Origin of the sequence: Microbacterium sp. GXS0129 (assembly GCF_044769785.1) — a bacterium.
Classification (GTDB): Bacteria; Actinomycetota; Actinomycetes; order Actinomycetales; family Microbacteriaceae; genus Microbacterium; species Microbacterium nymphoidis.
In genome coordinates this window covers 501769-517347 of record NZ_JBIZVZ010000001.1, presented here as the reverse complement: position 1 = coordinate 517347, position 15579 = coordinate 501769, and the positions used below count along the sequence as shown (strand labels likewise).

Annotated in this window: 15 protein-coding genes and 1 tRNA gene; 6 read left to right on the top strand and 10 right to left on the bottom strand. The window is 68.9% G+C overall.

Annotated elements, in window-relative coordinates; all coding sequences use genetic code 11:
• Nucleotides 1–253: 253 nt before the first annotated feature.
• Nucleotides 254–1579 carry an MFS transporter gene (locus ACIQJ5_RS02255; protein WP_402840480.1) on the bottom strand — a complete coding sequence of 442 codons (1326 nt, stop codon included), beginning with the start codon at nucleotides 1577–1579 and terminating at the stop codon, nucleotides 254–256.
• An 85-nt stretch (nucleotides 1580–1664) separates the two neighbouring features.
• On the opposite strand from ACIQJ5_RS02255, the gene ACIQJ5_RS02250 reads away from it, so the two are divergent.
• Nucleotides 1665–2510 carry a LysR substrate-binding domain-containing protein gene (locus ACIQJ5_RS02250; RefSeq protein WP_402840477.1) on the top strand — a complete coding sequence of 282 codons (846 nt, stop codon included), beginning with the start codon at nucleotides 1665–1667 and terminating at the stop codon, nucleotides 2508–2510.
• Here ACIQJ5_RS02250 and ACIQJ5_RS02245 read toward each other — a convergent pair whose 3' ends face one another.
• Nucleotides 2511–2936, bottom strand: a complete 426-nt coding sequence (locus tag ACIQJ5_RS02245; RefSeq protein ID WP_402840475.1) for a hypothetical protein — start codon at nucleotides 2934–2936, stop codon at nucleotides 2511–2513.
• Nucleotides 2937–3019: 83 nt separating this feature from the next.
• Here ACIQJ5_RS02245 and ACIQJ5_RS02240 point away from each other — a divergent pair, with 83 nt between their 5' ends.
• A complete protein-coding gene (locus tag ACIQJ5_RS02240) occupies nucleotides 3020–5002 on the top strand; it encodes a hypothetical protein (RefSeq protein WP_402840472.1) in 1983 nt (660 codons plus the stop codon).
• Between the two features lie 12 nt (nucleotides 5003–5014).
• Here ACIQJ5_RS02240 and ACIQJ5_RS02235 read toward each other — a convergent pair whose 3' ends face one another.
• Nucleotides 5015–5875: a PhzF family phenazine biosynthesis protein gene (locus ACIQJ5_RS02235; protein WP_402840469.1), complete on the bottom strand. Its 861-nt coding sequence runs from the start codon at nucleotides 5873–5875 to the stop codon at nucleotides 5015–5017.
• Between the two features lie 25 nt (nucleotides 5876–5900).
• Nucleotides 5901–6653, bottom strand: a complete 753-nt coding sequence (locus tag ACIQJ5_RS02230; protein ID WP_402840466.1) for a DeoR/GlpR family DNA-binding transcription regulator — start codon at nucleotides 6651–6653, stop codon at nucleotides 5901–5903.
• 50 nt (nucleotides 6654–6703) lie between these two features.
• Between ACIQJ5_RS02230 and ACIQJ5_RS02225 the strand changes: the two genes are divergently transcribed.
• Together ACIQJ5_RS02225 and ACIQJ5_RS02220 are read left to right on the top strand one after the other, a co-directional pair.
• Complete coding sequence (locus ACIQJ5_RS02225; protein ID WP_402840463.1) at nucleotides 6704–7405, top strand: NUDIX domain-containing protein; 702 nt, start codon at nucleotides 6704–6706, stop codon at nucleotides 7403–7405.
• 65 nt (nucleotides 7406–7470) lie between these two features.
• Nucleotides 7471–8514: an NAD(P)-dependent alcohol dehydrogenase gene (locus ACIQJ5_RS02220; RefSeq protein WP_231090655.1), complete on the top strand. Its 1044-nt coding sequence runs from the start codon at nucleotides 7471–7473 to the stop codon at nucleotides 8512–8514.
• A gap of 62 nt (nucleotides 8515–8576) precedes the next feature.
• Here ACIQJ5_RS02220 and ACIQJ5_RS02215 read toward each other — a convergent pair whose 3' ends face one another.
• Nucleotides 8577–9395, bottom strand: coding sequence for an SDR family NAD(P)-dependent oxidoreductase (locus tag ACIQJ5_RS02215; RefSeq protein ID WP_402840460.1), 819 nt, complete (start codon nucleotides 9393–9395; stop codon nucleotides 8577–8579).
• 237 nt (nucleotides 9396–9632) lie between these two features.
• Between ACIQJ5_RS02215 and ACIQJ5_RS02210 the strand changes: the two genes are divergently transcribed.
• Nucleotides 9633–9857 (top strand): hypothetical protein, encoded by a 225-nt coding sequence (locus ACIQJ5_RS02210; RefSeq protein ID WP_231090657.1) that lies wholly within the window; start codon nucleotides 9633–9635, stop codon nucleotides 9855–9857.
• A gap of 61 nt (nucleotides 9858–9918) precedes the next feature.
• On the opposite strand, the gene ACIQJ5_RS02205 is transcribed toward ACIQJ5_RS02210, so the two are convergent.
• Entirely contained in the window at nucleotides 9919–10920 is a 1002-nt protein-coding gene (locus tag ACIQJ5_RS02205) for an aldo/keto reductase (RefSeq protein ID WP_231090658.1), read from the bottom strand.
• Nucleotides 10921–11174: 254 nt separating this feature from the next.
• Here ACIQJ5_RS02205 and ACIQJ5_RS02200 point away from each other — a divergent pair, with 254 nt between their 5' ends.
• Nucleotides 11175–12149, top strand: coding sequence for a serine hydrolase domain-containing protein (locus tag ACIQJ5_RS02200; RefSeq protein ID WP_402840455.1), 975 nt, complete (start codon nucleotides 11175–11177; stop codon nucleotides 12147–12149).
• Between the two features lie 449 nt (nucleotides 12150–12598).
• On the opposite strand, the gene ACIQJ5_RS02195 is transcribed toward ACIQJ5_RS02200, so the two are convergent.
• The 4 genes from ACIQJ5_RS02195 to ACIQJ5_RS02180 form a co-directional block, all read right to left on the bottom strand.
• Nucleotides 12599–12689, bottom strand: a tRNA-Ser gene (locus ACIQJ5_RS02195).
• A gap of 65 nt (nucleotides 12690–12754) precedes the next feature.
• The gene (locus ACIQJ5_RS02190) at nucleotides 12755–13513 is read right to left on the bottom strand and encodes an ABC transporter ATP-binding protein (RefSeq protein WP_402840452.1); all 759 of its coding nucleotides are present in this window, start codon (nucleotides 13511–13513) and stop codon (nucleotides 12755–12757) included.
• Nucleotides 13510–14502 carry an iron chelate uptake ABC transporter family permease subunit gene (locus ACIQJ5_RS02185; RefSeq protein ID WP_402840450.1) on the bottom strand — a complete coding sequence of 331 codons (993 nt, stop codon included), beginning with the start codon at nucleotides 14500–14502 and terminating at the stop codon, nucleotides 13510–13512. The genes ACIQJ5_RS02190 and ACIQJ5_RS02185 overlap by 4 nt, the downstream gene beginning before the upstream one ends.
• Nucleotides 14495–15481 (bottom strand): ABC transporter permease, encoded by a 987-nt coding sequence (locus ACIQJ5_RS02180; protein WP_402840447.1) that lies wholly within the window; start codon nucleotides 15479–15481, stop codon nucleotides 14495–14497. Before ACIQJ5_RS02180 ends, ACIQJ5_RS02185 begins: the two co-directional genes overlap by 8 nt.
• Nucleotides 15482–15579: the final 98 nt, after the last annotated feature.

Here is a 15579-nt window from a genome sequence, read left to right as displayed (position 1 = left end):
AGGCACGAATACAGCCGTGGGGGCGACACCGCGCACAGCGCGGAGGCGCCGCGCGCGGTGCGAAACGCGAACACGCGGCGCGAGCGGATCAGTCCGCAGCAAGGACGCGACGCCACACGTAAGGACAGTAAGACACGAACACGCAATGACACGAACACGCAAAGACACGAAGACACGAAGACGCGAAGACGCGAAGACGCGAATGTGAGGATCACTCCGCGGCGAGGATCCGGCGCGAACAGGCAGCGTGGGATCAGTCGACCGCGAGAACCCGCGGCGTGTGCGGCGGGCGCGGGCCGCGCTGTCGCCGCAGGCCGATGGTCGCCGCGACCGCGATGCTACCCGCAACCGCCAGCGGCACGAGCCCGGTGATGAGGAACGTGGTCTGCCCGCCGAGCGCATCCACCGACCAGCCGGTGAGCACCGCACCGAGCGCCTGGGCTCCGGTGGCGCACATCATGTAGAGCGACACGACGCGGGCGCGGATCGCGCCGTTGGTCGACAGCTGTGTCAGCGAATCGTTGGCCACCATGAACATGAGCCGGGTGATGAGCGCGGCCACCATGGCCACGATGAAGAGCGCGGGAGTCGGGGCGAATCCCGTGACGGCCCAGATGGCGCCCGACACGGCAAGCAGCAGCGCGTTGTCACGCATGCGCAGGCGCCGACGCCGCGCCGCCAGCAGCGACCCGATGAACGCACCGAGGGCTGCCATCGCCTGGAAGAGGCTGTAGCCCGCCGAACCCAGATCGAATTCATCGCGTGCGGCCCATCCGAACAGCACCGACCCCGTCAGACCGAACAGCGCGAGCACCGTGATCAGCAGGAGCGAGGCGCCGATGTCGTTCTTGCGACGGACGTAACGGATCGCCTCGCGGATCTGGCCGCGCTGGGCGCGCACCTTGATGGCGGGATGCAGACGGTCGCGACGGATGAGCAGCAGCCCGATCACGCCGATCACGGGGCCGACCGCCCCGATGATCATGGCCCAGCCGGCGCCGAGCCGCGCGATCGCGATGCCGGCCACCGCAGCGCCGATGATCCCCGCGCACTGCTGAACGGCCGCGTTGAGTCCCATCGCATTGGCCAGGCCCCGGGTGCCCACCACCTCGACGACGAACACTGCCCGGCTCGGCCCTTCGAACGCCGCGCTGATTCCGACGAGCAGCGACGTGAGGATGATGAGGCCGACCGAGGCCGTGCCCAGCACAGCGGGGATGGCGAGCGCGAGGAACGCCCCGACGAGCAGCAGCTGGACGGCGATGACGGTGCGCCGCGCAGAGAAGCGGTCCCCGACGACGCCGCCCCACGGTGCGAGAAGCATGGGCGGCAGCAGCTGGAACGTCACCACGAGGGAGATCAGCGCCACGTTCCCGGTCAGCTCCACCATGAGCCAGTCGGTCGCGATCCGCGCGAGCCACCCGCCCGCGGAGGATGCCGCAAGCGCGCCGGTGTACCAGCGGAAGTTCGGCACCGTGAGGGAGGCGAAGGTGGCGCGCAGCGTGGGCCGGGCGGCCAGCACGGGGAGCGGTTCGGTGATCGGGTACGCACCGGGATAGCTGCCCGTCGGAGCTGACATGACCTCCACCGTACGCAGCCCCATTCCATCACGTAACGACATGAGGTAGATATGTGTCATCACGTTTGGTGATGAAAGGGAGCAGATGTACGACCCCGAACTGCTGCGGTGTTTCGTCGCCGTCGCCGAAACGCGCAGCTTTTCTGCCGCCGGTCGCCAGCTCGGCGTGGGCCAGCCGACCGTGAGCGGCCGCATCCGTCGGCTCGAGCAACAGGTGGACCGCGTGCTCGTCGCGCGTGACACGCGCAGCGTGGCTCTCACCGACGACGGCGAGGCGATGCTCGGGTTCGCACGCCGCGCACTGGCGGTCCTCGACGAGGCGCACGCGTTCTTCGCCGGCCCCGCGGAGCGCACGCGCATCCGTTTCGGCACCGCCGACGACCTCGCCCTCACGCACCTGCCCGGGATCCTGCGTGACTTCCGGCGCCGCAACCCGCGCGTGGACGTGGAGGTGACGGTCGGTCAGTCCGCCGCGCTGGTGCGACGCCTCAAGGCCGGAGGGCTCGACCTGGTCTATGTGCGTCGTGAGCCGGGGATCGAGGATGGACGCGTGGTGCGCCGGGAGCAACTGATCTGGGGTGCGCACCCGTCACTGCGATTCGACGCCGAGGAGCCGGTCCCGCTGGTGACCTATCCACGCCCCAGCCACTCACGCCAGTCCGCCATCGACGCTCTGGAGGAGGCCGGACGCCGCTGGCGCACGGCCTGCACCGTCCGCGACATCACGGGCGTGCTGGCGGCCGTGCGCGCGGCGCTCGGGGTCGCGGTCTTCCCGGCGACGATGATGCCCGGCGACCTGGAACGGGTGGACGGTGCACTCCGATTGCCACCGCTGGGCGTACTGGAGTTCGCGCTCCTCGATGATCCGGCCGCCTCGCGCCCCGCCGTGGAGGCGCTGAGCGCGGCGATCACGTCGAGCCCGCTCGTCTGATCAGCCCTCCGTGCTCGGGACCATGGAGGCGTGATGCAGGTGGAGCCAGGGGTAGTCCCTCAGCAATTCGGCGCAGAACCGGTCGACGGGCGGATACCCCACCGCGCCGATCCACAGCGTGTACGGGAGCGGATCCGGATGCCCGACGGGAGGCAGCCACTCGACAGCCCACGCCCGCAGCGCATCGGCAAGCACTTCACCCGGCCCCGGCAGCCGCCCACCGGACGCGGGGGCAAGGTCCTGCCGTACCGACAGCGGCATGATGCCGGCGGGACCCGGCCAGCCGCGGAGGAGAATCGGCCCGGTGCTTTCGAGGAACACCTGGCCGTAGCCGTCGTCGGGGAGCGCAGCGAGAAGCCGGTTCAGCACCGGCACATCACCGGCCACCCCGGCCAGAATGAAATGATCTCCGTGAGCGCTATGCATAAGGTAAGGCTAACCTAACTTAGGCTCGCGAGCGAGAACGAGGAGCAATCTGCTTAAGTCGGTACAGACACAGGAGGCCCCGGATGACGGTTCACCAGAGGATCGCACTCATCGAGTCCGCGATCGACCACGACGACGTCTCCTCGCTGGTCCACGGTGCTGACCGGCTGCGCGAACTCCTGGCGTCCACGCCTCCCGCGGAGGCTGTGCCCGTCCTCCTCTCGCTCTGCCCGCTGGTGCACGACCTGGAGTCGTACGCGGAACTCGCCTCCTGTGCCGCACAGATCGCCACGTCACCGCACGCCGGCACACGCGAGCGACTCTTCGGTCAGTACTGGGCCGAGAACGCCCGTGCGCACCTCACCGGCGACAGCCCGATCCCGGCATACCTGCACCTGCTCACCGCGATCGGGGACGACTCCTCCCCGGAGCTCACCCGCCTCGGCAACCGCCTGTGGAATCCCGCATTCCACAGGTGGCGGCCCCGCGCTTTCCTCGACGGCTATCTGCCGTGGGCCGCCGCACGCTTCCCCTCCGCGAGCGACGAAGATCGAGAGGTCATCGTCTCCCGGGTGCTGGATCGCGTGGACGATCTCGACGATCCGGTCGAACGGATCGCGGTGGTCACCGCGCTGCTGTCGTGGCGGGGCCTGGACGATCCGTACTGGCGTCTGGGCCTGCGCCGACGACTGGCCGCCGACGCGGCCGCGCAGGGTGATAGCACCCTCGCCCGCCGTACCTACCTGCAGCTCGCAGACGACGCAACCGCCGCCGGTGAGCTCGCGGCCGCGGTGTCCGCGCGCGTACAGGCGGCACGCACAGCCCGCGACGCCGGCGAACTGGAGGTTGCCATCCAGGAGCTGGAGCACATCGGTGACACGGCCGTGCCACACGATCATGACCACCGCCTCGCCATCGCGAACGCGCGGCTGGTCTTGGTCGACACACTGGTCCTCCACGCACCCGATCGCGGTGCCCGCGAGGGCGAAACGATGTGGCGCGACCTCGCCCACTCCCCCTCGGATGAAATCGCGCACCTCGCGGGCCTCGCCCTGGCACGTTCGTGGAACGAGCTGGATGCCCACTCCCGGCGGGAGCGCGCCACCCGCATCCTCGCGCGCTTCCCCGCTCCCGTCACCCCCGAGATCCGCACGCTGATGGTGATGGCGCTCAACACCCGCACCCGCGCCGTGAGCGAGCTCGGTGATGACGCGCTGGCCCTTGTGGATGCCGAGGCCGCACATGCGCTGTGCACGACCGAGGTGCCAGACTTCGTCCGCGCCACCACCGACCGCAATCGCCTGGCGCTGCAACTGCGCACCGGCGACTACAGCGAACGAGACGAGATCTTCGGCGCGGTCCGCAACCTGCTCGATGATGCCGATGCTGCGTCGGCTCGTGGGGAGGCCGCCGAGGCGGAACGCCTGTACCGGCAGACGTTTGATGAGGCACAGCCGTCGTCAGATACGGCCACGCGCATCGTGGGGCTCACGGCCCTGCAGAACTGGACAGTCGACCTCCTGAACGCGCGAGAGTATGCGCGGGCCGCGGAGATCGCCCGGCTCAGCATCGAATCGGCGATCGTCGACGGCGGCGTCGGGACCGAGCTGCTGGCGCAGGCCTGGCTCCAGTTCGGAAACGCCGTGAACCGGCTGGCCGATCGCGCCATGGCCCGGCACGCGTTCCGGCAGGTGATGACGATCGCCGCCGACGCCCCCAGCCCCGCCCTGACGGAGCTGGGCTCGCAGGCGGCGTGGAACGATGCGGTTGTGATCGACGACGGGTCTCAGCCACACGAGGCACTGGCCGCCTATGCGCACGTCATCACGCGGGTGACGGCCGACTCGCCCCTCTCTCAGCAGCGCCGCGCGGCGAAGGCGTTGAAGAACAGCGCCGTCGTGTTCGCAGGCGAACTCAATCGCCCACAGGACGCCGCGGCGGCGTGGGCGCGGCTCGCCGAGCGATACACGAACCATACCGACCCTGAGCTCGCACGACTGGTCGCCGAGGCGCAGCAGCACCTGCCGAAGTCGGCCTCACGCGGGGGCTTCTGGCGCCGCCGCTGATTCCCTTCGGCGTCAGGGCATCGCCTCCAGCGCGCCGGTGGCGACCATCACCACATCACCTCCGACACGGACATTGGTGAGAGCATCGGCTGCCCCCTCCGGGCGGACCGTGATACGGCTCGGGCGGCCGGTGAACCGCCCCTGCCGGAGGGTGAACTCCTCCCCCACCGGCACGACGACATGCCGCGCGAGGTAGCCGCCCACGCATCCGGCAGCACTCCCCGTCGCCACGTCCTCCATCGCTCCATCGTTGTTCCAGTGGCGACCCTCCAGCGCCTCGACGTCGAGCAGGTAGGCGAATTGGGCTCCGTGGCGGCCGATCAGCTCGGCGAAGTCATCGCGCACGATCCGCGCCCGGTCCAGGCCCCCGCACACGGGAACGATCAGATACCGCAGACCGGTGGACACGACCTCCAGGGGAAGATCGGCGAGAGCCTCCAGGTGGAGCGCCGCGGCGATCTCCTCGCGATCGGTTCCGCCCACGACACCGAGGAACTGCGGCGCCCCCTGGTCGAGCTCCACCCGGTAGCCGCTCGTCGTCGACCGCGTGGTGAGGGTGACGGTGCGATCCTTCAGGCGGAATCGCCAGTGCAACGCCCCCTTCGCCCCGCGCGACTCGTGCAGGACCGCGGCGGCGCCCAGCAGCGGATGACCGGCGAAGTCCAGCTCCTCGAACAGATCGAAGATGCGCGCCTCCACCACGTTGTCCTCGCTCGGTTCGCCGAGGAAGATCGTCTCGAAGTGGCGAAGCTCCTGGGTGATGACGAGCATCTGCTGCGCCGACAGCGCAGGGCCCCCGGGAAACACGGCCAGGCTGTTGCCCGTGAAGGGGCGGGTGGCGAACACATCCACGTGCCGGTAGGTCACAGTCATGATCGGATCCTTCGTTCGAGCCGGGTCAGGCGGGGAGGATGCGCACCCGGCGACGGAGCAGTCGCATCGTATCGGCGTCGGGGTCCGCATCGGTGATCACGCCGGACACCTCGCTGAAATCCAGCACGCCGAAGGGTGAGGCGGTGCCGATCTTCTCGGCCGAACCCAGCACATACGTCTCCGCCGCCCGTCCTGCGAGCGCGCGTTTCATCGCAGCCTCATCCGGGTCTCCCGTGGTGAGCCCGGCATCCGGATGAACGCCGGTGACGCCCAGCAGGAACAGGTCCGCCGCCACGCGCTGCGCCGCCTCGATCGCCGCTGCCCCGCTCGCCACCGCGGAGTGCTTGAAGAGCCGGCCGCCGAGAATGAAGACGTCCACGCGGGGGTGGCTGACCAGCGCGGCCGCGACGGTGGGGCTGTGCGTCACGATGGTGCACTTCAGTGCGGGCGGGAGGAGAGTCGCGACGGCGAGCGCGGTGGTTCCGCCGTCAAGGATGACGGTGTTGCCCGGGTCGATCAGCCCCACGGCTGCAGCCGCCACGCGCCGCTTGCCCTCCGCGGCGATGAGGGTCCGACCGGCGTAGTCGGCGACGGCCGGCGACACCGGAACCGCGCCACCGTAGACGCGCTGGCACAGTCCCTCCGCTGCGAGATCCCGGAGATCGCGCCGGATGCTGTCCTCTGACAGGCTCAGCCGCGCAGCGACGTCTTTCGCCACGATCTTCCCCTCGCGGCGCAGGATGTCCAGCAGGTGATCACGACGTTCCGCGGCAAGCATCCTCATCCGTTCTTTTCACGTTCTTGCACGTTTTATCCTATTCTAGCGCGATGACTTCAGACGCACGGCTTCGCCTCACCCCGGGAGCGGGAATCCCAGATAGACGCGGACGCACCGGACTCGACGCCACAGGCCGCGATCTCTCGCGCAACCCCGACGTGCGGGTCCACGACGTGGAGGTCACCTCCGACGGGTGGCACGTACTGCGGCGCACGACCTTCGACTACCGGCGGCGTGATGGCGCCTGGTCCACGCTGCAGCGGGAAACCTATGACCGCGGCGACGGAGCGACCATCCTGCTCTACGACGAGCACCGGGACACGGTTCTGCTCACGCGCCAGTTCCGCTTCCCGGCCTACGTGAACGAACACCCCGACGGCATGCTCATCGAGACCGCGGCAGGCCTGCTGGACGGCGATGATGCGGAGACGGCCATCCGGCGCGAGGTGGCCGAGGAGCTCGGCGTCGACGTCGGAACAGTCACCCCGGTGTTCGCCGCGTACATGAGCCCGGGATCGGTCACGGAGCGCGTGCACTTCTACGCCGCTCCATACTCGCGCGCCGATCGCACGGGCGAGGGTGGCGGACTCAGGGAGGAGGGCGAGGACATCGAGGTGGTCGAGCTGCCCCGCCACGATGCCCTCGCGATGATCACCGACGGACGCATCGTGGATGGCAAGACCATCATGCTGCTGCAGTGGTGGGAGCTCCAGCGGAGAGCAGCCGGCCCTCCCCTCTCATCCCGGGAATAGAGTGAAAGAGCGGGATCCGGCACCCCCGTCTGCCGGGCCGCAGCTGCTGCACCAGGAGGTTCACCATGCGCGCTGTCGTCTTCGAGAACTACCAGACCTTCCCCGTCCTCACCGACGTGCCCACGCCCGCTCCGGGGCCGGGCGAGGTCCTGCTGAAGGTGGCGGGATCCGGCGCGTGCCACTCCGATGTCGCGGTGTACCACGACTTCACCGCTGACGGTCCGGGCTCCATCACCCCCGGTTTCGTGCTCGGGCACGAAGTCTCCGGGTGGATCGAGGCTCTCGGAGAAGGCGTCTCCGGCTTCCAGAAGGGCGACGCCTACCTCGTGTACGGCCCGACCGGCTGCGGCCGTTGCCGCATGTGCGCACAGGGCCTGGAGACCTACTGTGAGAACGCCGCCACGAACCCGGCACTGGCCGTGGGCCTCGGCCGCAACGGCGGGATGGCGGAGTACGTCACCGTCCCGGCCCACCACCTGATCCCCCTCGGCGACGCCGACCCCGTGGACGCCGCGCCGCTCTCAGACGCCGCGCTCACGCCGTATCACGCCATCAAGCAGGCGCTTCCGAACCTGGCCGGCGGCGGCAAGTTCGCCCTGGTGGTGGGTCTCGGCGGCCTCGGGCAGATCGCCGTGCAGATTCTTCGCGCCCTCACCGGGGCAACGATCATCGCCACCGACTCAAAGCCGGACGCGATGGCGCGCGCCGAGGCCAACGGCGCCGTCACCGTTCCCGGGGGCGAGGGACAGCTGGAGGCGATCCGCGCGATCACCGGTGGCCGCGGCGTCGATGCCGCCTTCGACTTCGTGGGTGTCGCGCCGACGGTGAACCTGGTGAAGTCCGCCGCCGGCATCGGCTCGCGCATCATCATCGTGGGCATTGCCAATGGCACCGTGGAGTGGAACTTCTTCGGCACCCCGTACGAGTCGACGCTGAGCAGCACCTACTGGGGCTCCCTCTCCGACCTCTACGACGTGGCCGCGATGTACCGCGCCGGGCAGATCGTTCCCGACGTGGAGCGCTTCACCATGGACGATGCGCTCGAGGCATACCGCAAGCTGGAGGCGGGCCAGCTGTCGGGTCGGGCCGTCGTCGTTCCGCACTCCTGAAACGCGGGAGATCAGGACGGCCGTTCACCTCGGGTGGACGGCCGTCTATGTATGGCGGGACGTCAGGGCGCAGTTTGGTCGGCATGACCCCGGATGTCGGCGGACATCCGGAGATTGCCCGCGGTGAAGCCGCCGTCCACCGTGAGCACCGTGCCGGTGACCCATCGCGCGGCATCGGATGCCAGGAACATCACCGCGGCAGCGGCATCCGCAACCGTGCCGACGCGGCGCAGCGGATACCAGCCGCTCAGACGCGCGAACACCCCGGGATCAGCCGCGCGTCGCTGCGTCCAGGCCGGCGTCTCCACAGTGCCGAGCGCGACCGTGTTGCAGCGAACCCCGGCCGGCCCGAACTCGGTCGCGATGGAGCGGGTGAGACTCTGCAACCCGCTCTTCGCCGCCGAGTACGCCTCGTTGCCGAGGTGCAGGGCGGCGTTGATCGAGGAGATGTTGACGATGACCCCGTCGCCTCGGCTGATCATCCCTGGAAGTACCGCCTGGGACACGAGAATCGGCCCCATCAGGTTCACGTCGATCTCCCGACGCATCTGCTCGGGCGTCGCCGACAGGAAATCGTCGTCTCCGCAGATCATGGCGTTGTTCACCACGACATCGAAGTCTCCGCGCGCCGAGACCAGCTCGCGCAGACCGGTCGCGTCCGTCACATCAACCGCATCGACCACCACTCCGGGCACCCTGTCCCGTGCGACCGCGGCGGCCGCCGCATTGACTTCGATGACGACCACCTCGGCGCCGGCGGCGGCGAAGGCCTGCGCCGTGGCCAGCCCGACACCCGACCCGCCGCCGGTCACGAGCACGCGCCGTCCGGTGAAGTCGAAGGATGCTCCACCGCGACCTTGACCCGGTTCTGATTCGTCCACGTCGACTCCTCCTCCCGACGGCGCCGTCGGTGGCACCATCACCTGTTCCAGCCTCCCATGCCACGGCCGGTGAGACGAGGCCAGGATCGCCTTCGAGAACCCCTCAGGGGCTCTTCGATGCGGCAGGATGGTGCGCGAGGTGACCGATGAACCCCGATTTCCGCAGGCTCCTGCCCGGCCAGATCTGCCGTGTGCAGATAGGCTACGCCGAAGCCCGCGCTCGCCGCGCTCGGCATCATGGCCTTCATCTCGGCGTGGAACGAGTACCTGTGGCCCGCGCTGATCATGCGCCAGGGCGACGCCCTCATCCAGGTGGGTGTGCGCAGCTTCCTCACCGCTGAGGGCGACAACTGGGGCGCCACGATGGCCGCAGCGGGCCTCGCTTGTGTTCCGGTGCTGCTGATCTACGTTTTCCTGCAGCGCTATGTGGTGGACGCCTTCGTCAGGTCCGGGCTGAAGTGATTCCCGCGCCACGAACGGTGCCGGGCGGGTTGCGATGCGGCCCGCCCGGCACCGTTCGTGCTCAGGCGGGCTTCGCCGCCAGCGGCTCCAGGCGCGCGAGTTCCTCGTCGGTGAACGGCTCGCCGTCCAGCGCGCGCAGGGAGTCCTCCAGCTGACGCACGCTCGATGCGCCGATCAGCGCGCTCGTGATCGCCGGGTCCCGCAGCACCCACTGGATCGCCAGCTGCGCGAGTGTCTGCCCCCGGGAGGCGGCGATCTCGTTCAGCGCGCGGGCACGCTCCAGGTACTGCTCCGTGATCGTGGACTCGCTGATCCAGCGGCCGGTGGCCGCGCGCGAGTCGCTCGGGATTCCCTTCAGATACCGATCGGTCAGCAGGCCCTGAGCCAGCGGCGAGAAGGCGATCGCCCCGGTGCCGAGCTCGGTCAGCGTATCCAGCAGCCCGGTCTCCTCGACGAGTCGGTCGAACATGTTGTAGCGCGGCTGGTGGATGGTGAGCGGAACGCCCTCGGCTCGCAGCGCGGCCGCTGCCGCACGGGTCTGCTCGGGGGTGTAGTAGTTGGAGATCCCGGCATACAGCGCCTTGCCCTGACGAACCGCCGTGGCCAGCGCACCCATCGTCTCCTCGATGGGGGTCTCGGGGTCGGGACGGTGCGAATAGTAGATGTCGACGTAGTCCAGGCCCAGCCGCTGCAGCGACTGATCGAGGGAGGCGATCATCGTCTTGCGCGAGCCCCATTCCCCGAACGGGCCGTCCCACATCTGATAGCCCGCTTTGGTGGAGATCACGAGCTCGTCCCGGTAGGGGCGGAAGTCCAGCTGGTGGATCTTGCCGTAGTTCTGCTCCGCGCTTCCCGCGGGCGGGCCGTAGTTGTTCGCCAGGTCGAAGTGGAAGATCCCCAGATCGAACGCACGGCGCAGCACAGCACGCTGGATGTCGAGCGTGCGGTCGTCGCCGAAGTTGTTCCACAGTCCGAGGGACACCCGCGGCAGGATCAGGCCACTCCGTCCGGAGCGGGCGGTGTGGATCGTTTCATATCGGGCGGGATCGGCGGTGTAGGTCATAGGTGCCTTCTGGGGATTCGTCGCGTCGACGCTGAACAGCGCGTGTGTCAGCAGGTTATCGACCCCGCCGAGGGTGAAGCCAGGCTCAGCGATGAAAACGCCTCTCGCGTAGGTCTCCGGGCTGCCTTTTCCCTGCGCCATGTCCGTCTGCGGACGGATGTGCACGCACCACCCCTCGTCCTACGGTGGGATGGACCACGCCGGACGAGAAGGAAGCGGAATCATCGATGCGACGTGCGGAGCCATTCGGGGACATGCAGGCGGAGCTTTCGGCGCTGGCGGCGTCCGCGGATGCGGATCTCGCGGTGGCGGTACGCGGAAGCGACGGGGCGTGGATGCAATACGGCTCCCCCGATGCCGCGCGCGCGCGTCGCTTCGAGATCGGATCGGTGAGCAAGGCTCTCACGGGCTCGCTCTTCGGCGTGCTCATCGCCAGCGGTGACGTCGATCCGGATGCCCCCGTCGACGAAATCCACGGTGAGCGGCTCCCGTGGCGAGACACCGCTCCCACCCTCCGCGACCTCGCCACCCATCGGTCCGGACTCCCGAACACGCCGCGCGCCCTCTTCCTGCGTGAGATGGCCACGGCGCTCGGATTCAGCCGGCGCGATCCCTGGCGCGGGGTGACGGCAGGCGCCTATCGTGAGCACCTGCATGCGGCGGCTCGCCGCGCACGCAGCCGCGGTCGATTCGGCTATTCCAGCATGGGGGTCGGCCTTCTCGGCGACGCGCTGGCCGCGGCGACGGGCCTCCCGTTCGAGGAGCTCGTCCGCACACGGCTGCTGGACCCGCTGGGCATGACCCGCACGGGCCTGGATCGACCGGTGACCTGTGCCGACGTCGTTGCGCGCCCGACAAGTCCGAGGGGAGCGGCGCTGCCGTATCTGAAGGACGAAATGCCGGCGGCAGGGATGTACGCGTCGACCATCGGAGACCTGCAGCGCCTCGCCGACGCGCTGATCGACACCGCCCCCGCCGGCGTCGCCGAGGGGCTGCGAGCGGCCACCACCGTGCACCATCACCTCGACGAGAAGGCACAGCTCGGACTGTGCTGGTTCCTCACCGGATCCGGATCCACGCGGGAGATCTCTCATTCCGGTGGTACGTGGGGATCGCAGGCTCAGTTCAGCGTGCAGCCGGCGACGGGAAAGGCAGTGGTGGCGCTCACCGCGACACACCGCCGTATCGACACCTTCGCCGCACGGTATCTCGCCTCCGACGCCCGGTGAGGGATCGAAAACGCACCGCCCGCGCGCCCCGGGGGTGCGTTTTCGATCTCCCACCGCGTCAGAGCATCGCAGTGAGCACGCCTCCATCAGCGCGGAGCGCGGCGCCGTTGGCGCTGTACGTTCCGACAGGGTTCGCCGCGATCGGGTGGCTGCTGGGGCTCGTCTGCTTCGCCATCGCGCTCACCGGCGGGCTCGTTGAGTCACGCCGCCGACGCCAGAGGATGCTCTCCGAGGTGAGAGCAGGCGGACCTGTCCACGCGCGGCGTGGGCAGGTCCCTCCGGGCGATGGCACTGCGCACCCGTGAGCGCCGCGATCACTGTTTCCGGCCTCATCGCGACGGAGGTCGTCGACGACAGCTACCGGGATCACCGGAGCATCAGGAAGGTACACGCGCCGGCCTCGACAGGCCCCGGACATGCGAAAACCCCCGATTTCTCGGGGGTTTTCATGGCGGTGACGGTGGGATTTGAACCCACGGTAGGGGGTTACCCTACACAACTTTTCGAGAGTTGCACCTTCGGCCGCTCGGACACGTCACCGAGATCAAGCTTACGGCACGCCGACCCATGCTCCAAACCAGCAAGAACGCGCCGGGCGCGTCGGGTCAGCGGTAGTAGACGGCCAGGGGGAAATCGCCGTCGGTTCGCACCTGCATCGGGGTGTCGAAGACACGCTCCAGCACCTCGGGAACCATGAACTCCGCGGGCGTGCCGACGTGCTCCACACGACCATCTCGCAGCGCCACCACGCGGTCGGCGTAGGCGGCGGCGAAGTTGATGTCGTGGAGGACGATCACGATGGTGCGGCCGAGGTCGTCGGCCGCGCGGCGCAGCTGCTTCATCATCGCGACGGCGTGCTTCATGTCGAGGTTGTTGAGGGGCTCATCCAGGAGCAGGTAGTCGGTCTCCTGGGCCAGGACCATCGCCACGTACGCGCGCTGACGCTGGCCGCCGGAGAGCTCGTCGAGATACCGCTCGGCCAGCGGCACGAGATCAAGGAACTCCAGCGCCGCATCCACGGCCTCGCGATCGGCTGCGGTGAGCCGTCCCTGCGAGTAGGGGAAACGCCCGAAGCCCACGAGCTGACGCACCGTGAGCCGGGTCACGAAGTGGTTCTCCTGCCTCAGGATCGAGACCACCTTCGCGAGCTCACGGGACGGCGTCCGCTGCACGTCGTGGCCGCCGACGCTGGCCGTGCCCGTGGAGGGATCCAGCAGGCGTCCCGCGATGGTCAGCAGCGTCGACTTGCCGGCCCCGTTCGGGCCGACCAGCGCGGTCACTCCCCCGGCCGGGATCTCGAGGGTGACGGGACCGAGCACGCGCAGGTCGCCGTAGGACTGGGAGACGTCGGTGAAGCTGATCACATCGACCCCTTTCGCAGCAGGAGGATCACGAACGCCAGACCGCCGACGAACTCGATGATGACGGTCACGAGGCCGGCGGCGTTGAAGACGTGATGAAGGATGAAGTACGCGCCGAGCAGCATCGCGGCACCGAGCAGGACGGCGAACGGCAGCACCCGCCGATGCTCCTGCGAGCCGGTGAGCTGATACGCGAGGGTCGCCACGATGAATCCGAAGAAGGTCATCGGGCCCACCATCGTGGTCGAGATGGAGACCAGCACCGCCACGATCACGAGCGTCGTGATGACCTCGCGCTTGTGGTTGAGGCCGAGGTTGGTGGCGGTGTCACGCCCGAGCGCGAGCACGTCGAGACGGTGCCGGCGCACGAACACGAGCAGCAGGATCACCGCCACGATGCCGTATCCCACCGGCAGGTACTCCGCGTTGGAGTTGGAGATGTTGCCGAACAGCCGGGCCGAGAGGATGTCGAAGTCACCGGGAGTCAGCATGCGCTGCATGAAGCTGGACAGCGTTCCGAATCCGGCGCCCAGCACCAGCCCCACCAGCAGCGTGACATGCAGACTGCCGCGCCTCCCCCCGAACAGCCAGCCGTACAGCAGGGTCGCGAACGCCACCATCACGGCGCTCTGCACCAGCACCTTGGGCACCCCGTCGGTCGCGCTGAGCGCCTGCGCACCGAGGAAGAAGGCCATCGCCGTCTGGATCAGCACGTAGAGCGCATCGAAGCCCATGATCGACGGCGTCAGAATCCGGTTGCCGGTGGCGGTGTGGAACAGCACCGTCGCGACCCCCTGGCAGGCGGCGACCAGGAGGATCGTCACCACCGTCACCGAGCGCATCCGCACGATCAGCCAGAATCCCTTGCTGCCGGGTTCGGGACCGATGTCCCAGGTCATCACCAGCACCGCGGCGACCAGGACGACCGCCGCCACGATCGCGAACCGCAGGGGTACCGGGACCGTGCGCTTCGCCGTCCTCGCCTCAGCCACGGGGACGTCCCTTCAGCAGCAGCGCGATGAAGACGGCTGCACCCACGATGCCGAGGATCATCGACACCGGGATCTCGAACGGGAAGATGATGACGCGTCCGATCACGTCACAGGCGAGCACCAGCGCGGCACCCCCGAGACACACCCACGGGATGTTGGAGCGCAGGTTGTCACCGCGCGCCATGGTGACGAGGTTCGGCACGACGAGCCCGAGGAACGGCAGGAAGCCGACGACCACGGTCGTCACGCCCGCGGCGATGGCGACGAGCGCCGTGCCGATGAACACCACGCGCTCGTAGTTCAGGCCCACGCTGGTCGCGACGTCCTTCCCGAGCCCGGCCACGGTGAAGCGGTCGGCAGCGATCCACACCAGCACCACCACGATCGCCACCACCCACAACGACTCGTAGCGACCTCGGACCACGGCGGAGAAGGAACCCTGGAACCACGTTCCCAGCATCTGCAGCATGTTGGTGGAGGCGGCGAGGTACGTGGTGAACGCGGAGACCACGGCGCCGAGCATCATGCCCACCAGCGGCACGATGAGCGAGGACCGCAGCTGGATCCGCCGCAGCACCAGGATGAACAGCATCGTTCCGGCGAAGGCGGCCGCGGACGCCACGATCATCCGCACCGGGATTCCGGCCTGCGGAGCCAGCAGCGTGATCAGCAGCAGTCCCAGCGACGCCCATTCGGTGGTTCCCGTCGTGGTCGGCTCGACGAACCGGTTCTGGGTGAGCAGCTGCATGATGAGTCCGGCCACGCACATCGCCATCGCGGCCAGCACCAGCGAGATCGTCCGCGGAACGCGCGTGATCCAGAACAGCTCACCGCCGAACTCGTCGCGACCGAGGTCGTACGCGCCGACCGACAGCGAGAGGGCGAGGAGCCCGAGAACGCCGATCACCCCCAGGGCCGGGGGGAGCCAGGCAGGCAGTCGCCGGATGCGAGGGGTGGCCGATGGTGCGGAATCAGTCATGCGTTGCGTATCCGTGAGCAGCGGACAGGGGCCGCGGACCGGAGAGGAGCCTCCGGCCCGCGGCGTCGGATCCGGGCCGGGCCACGATGCGTGGCCCG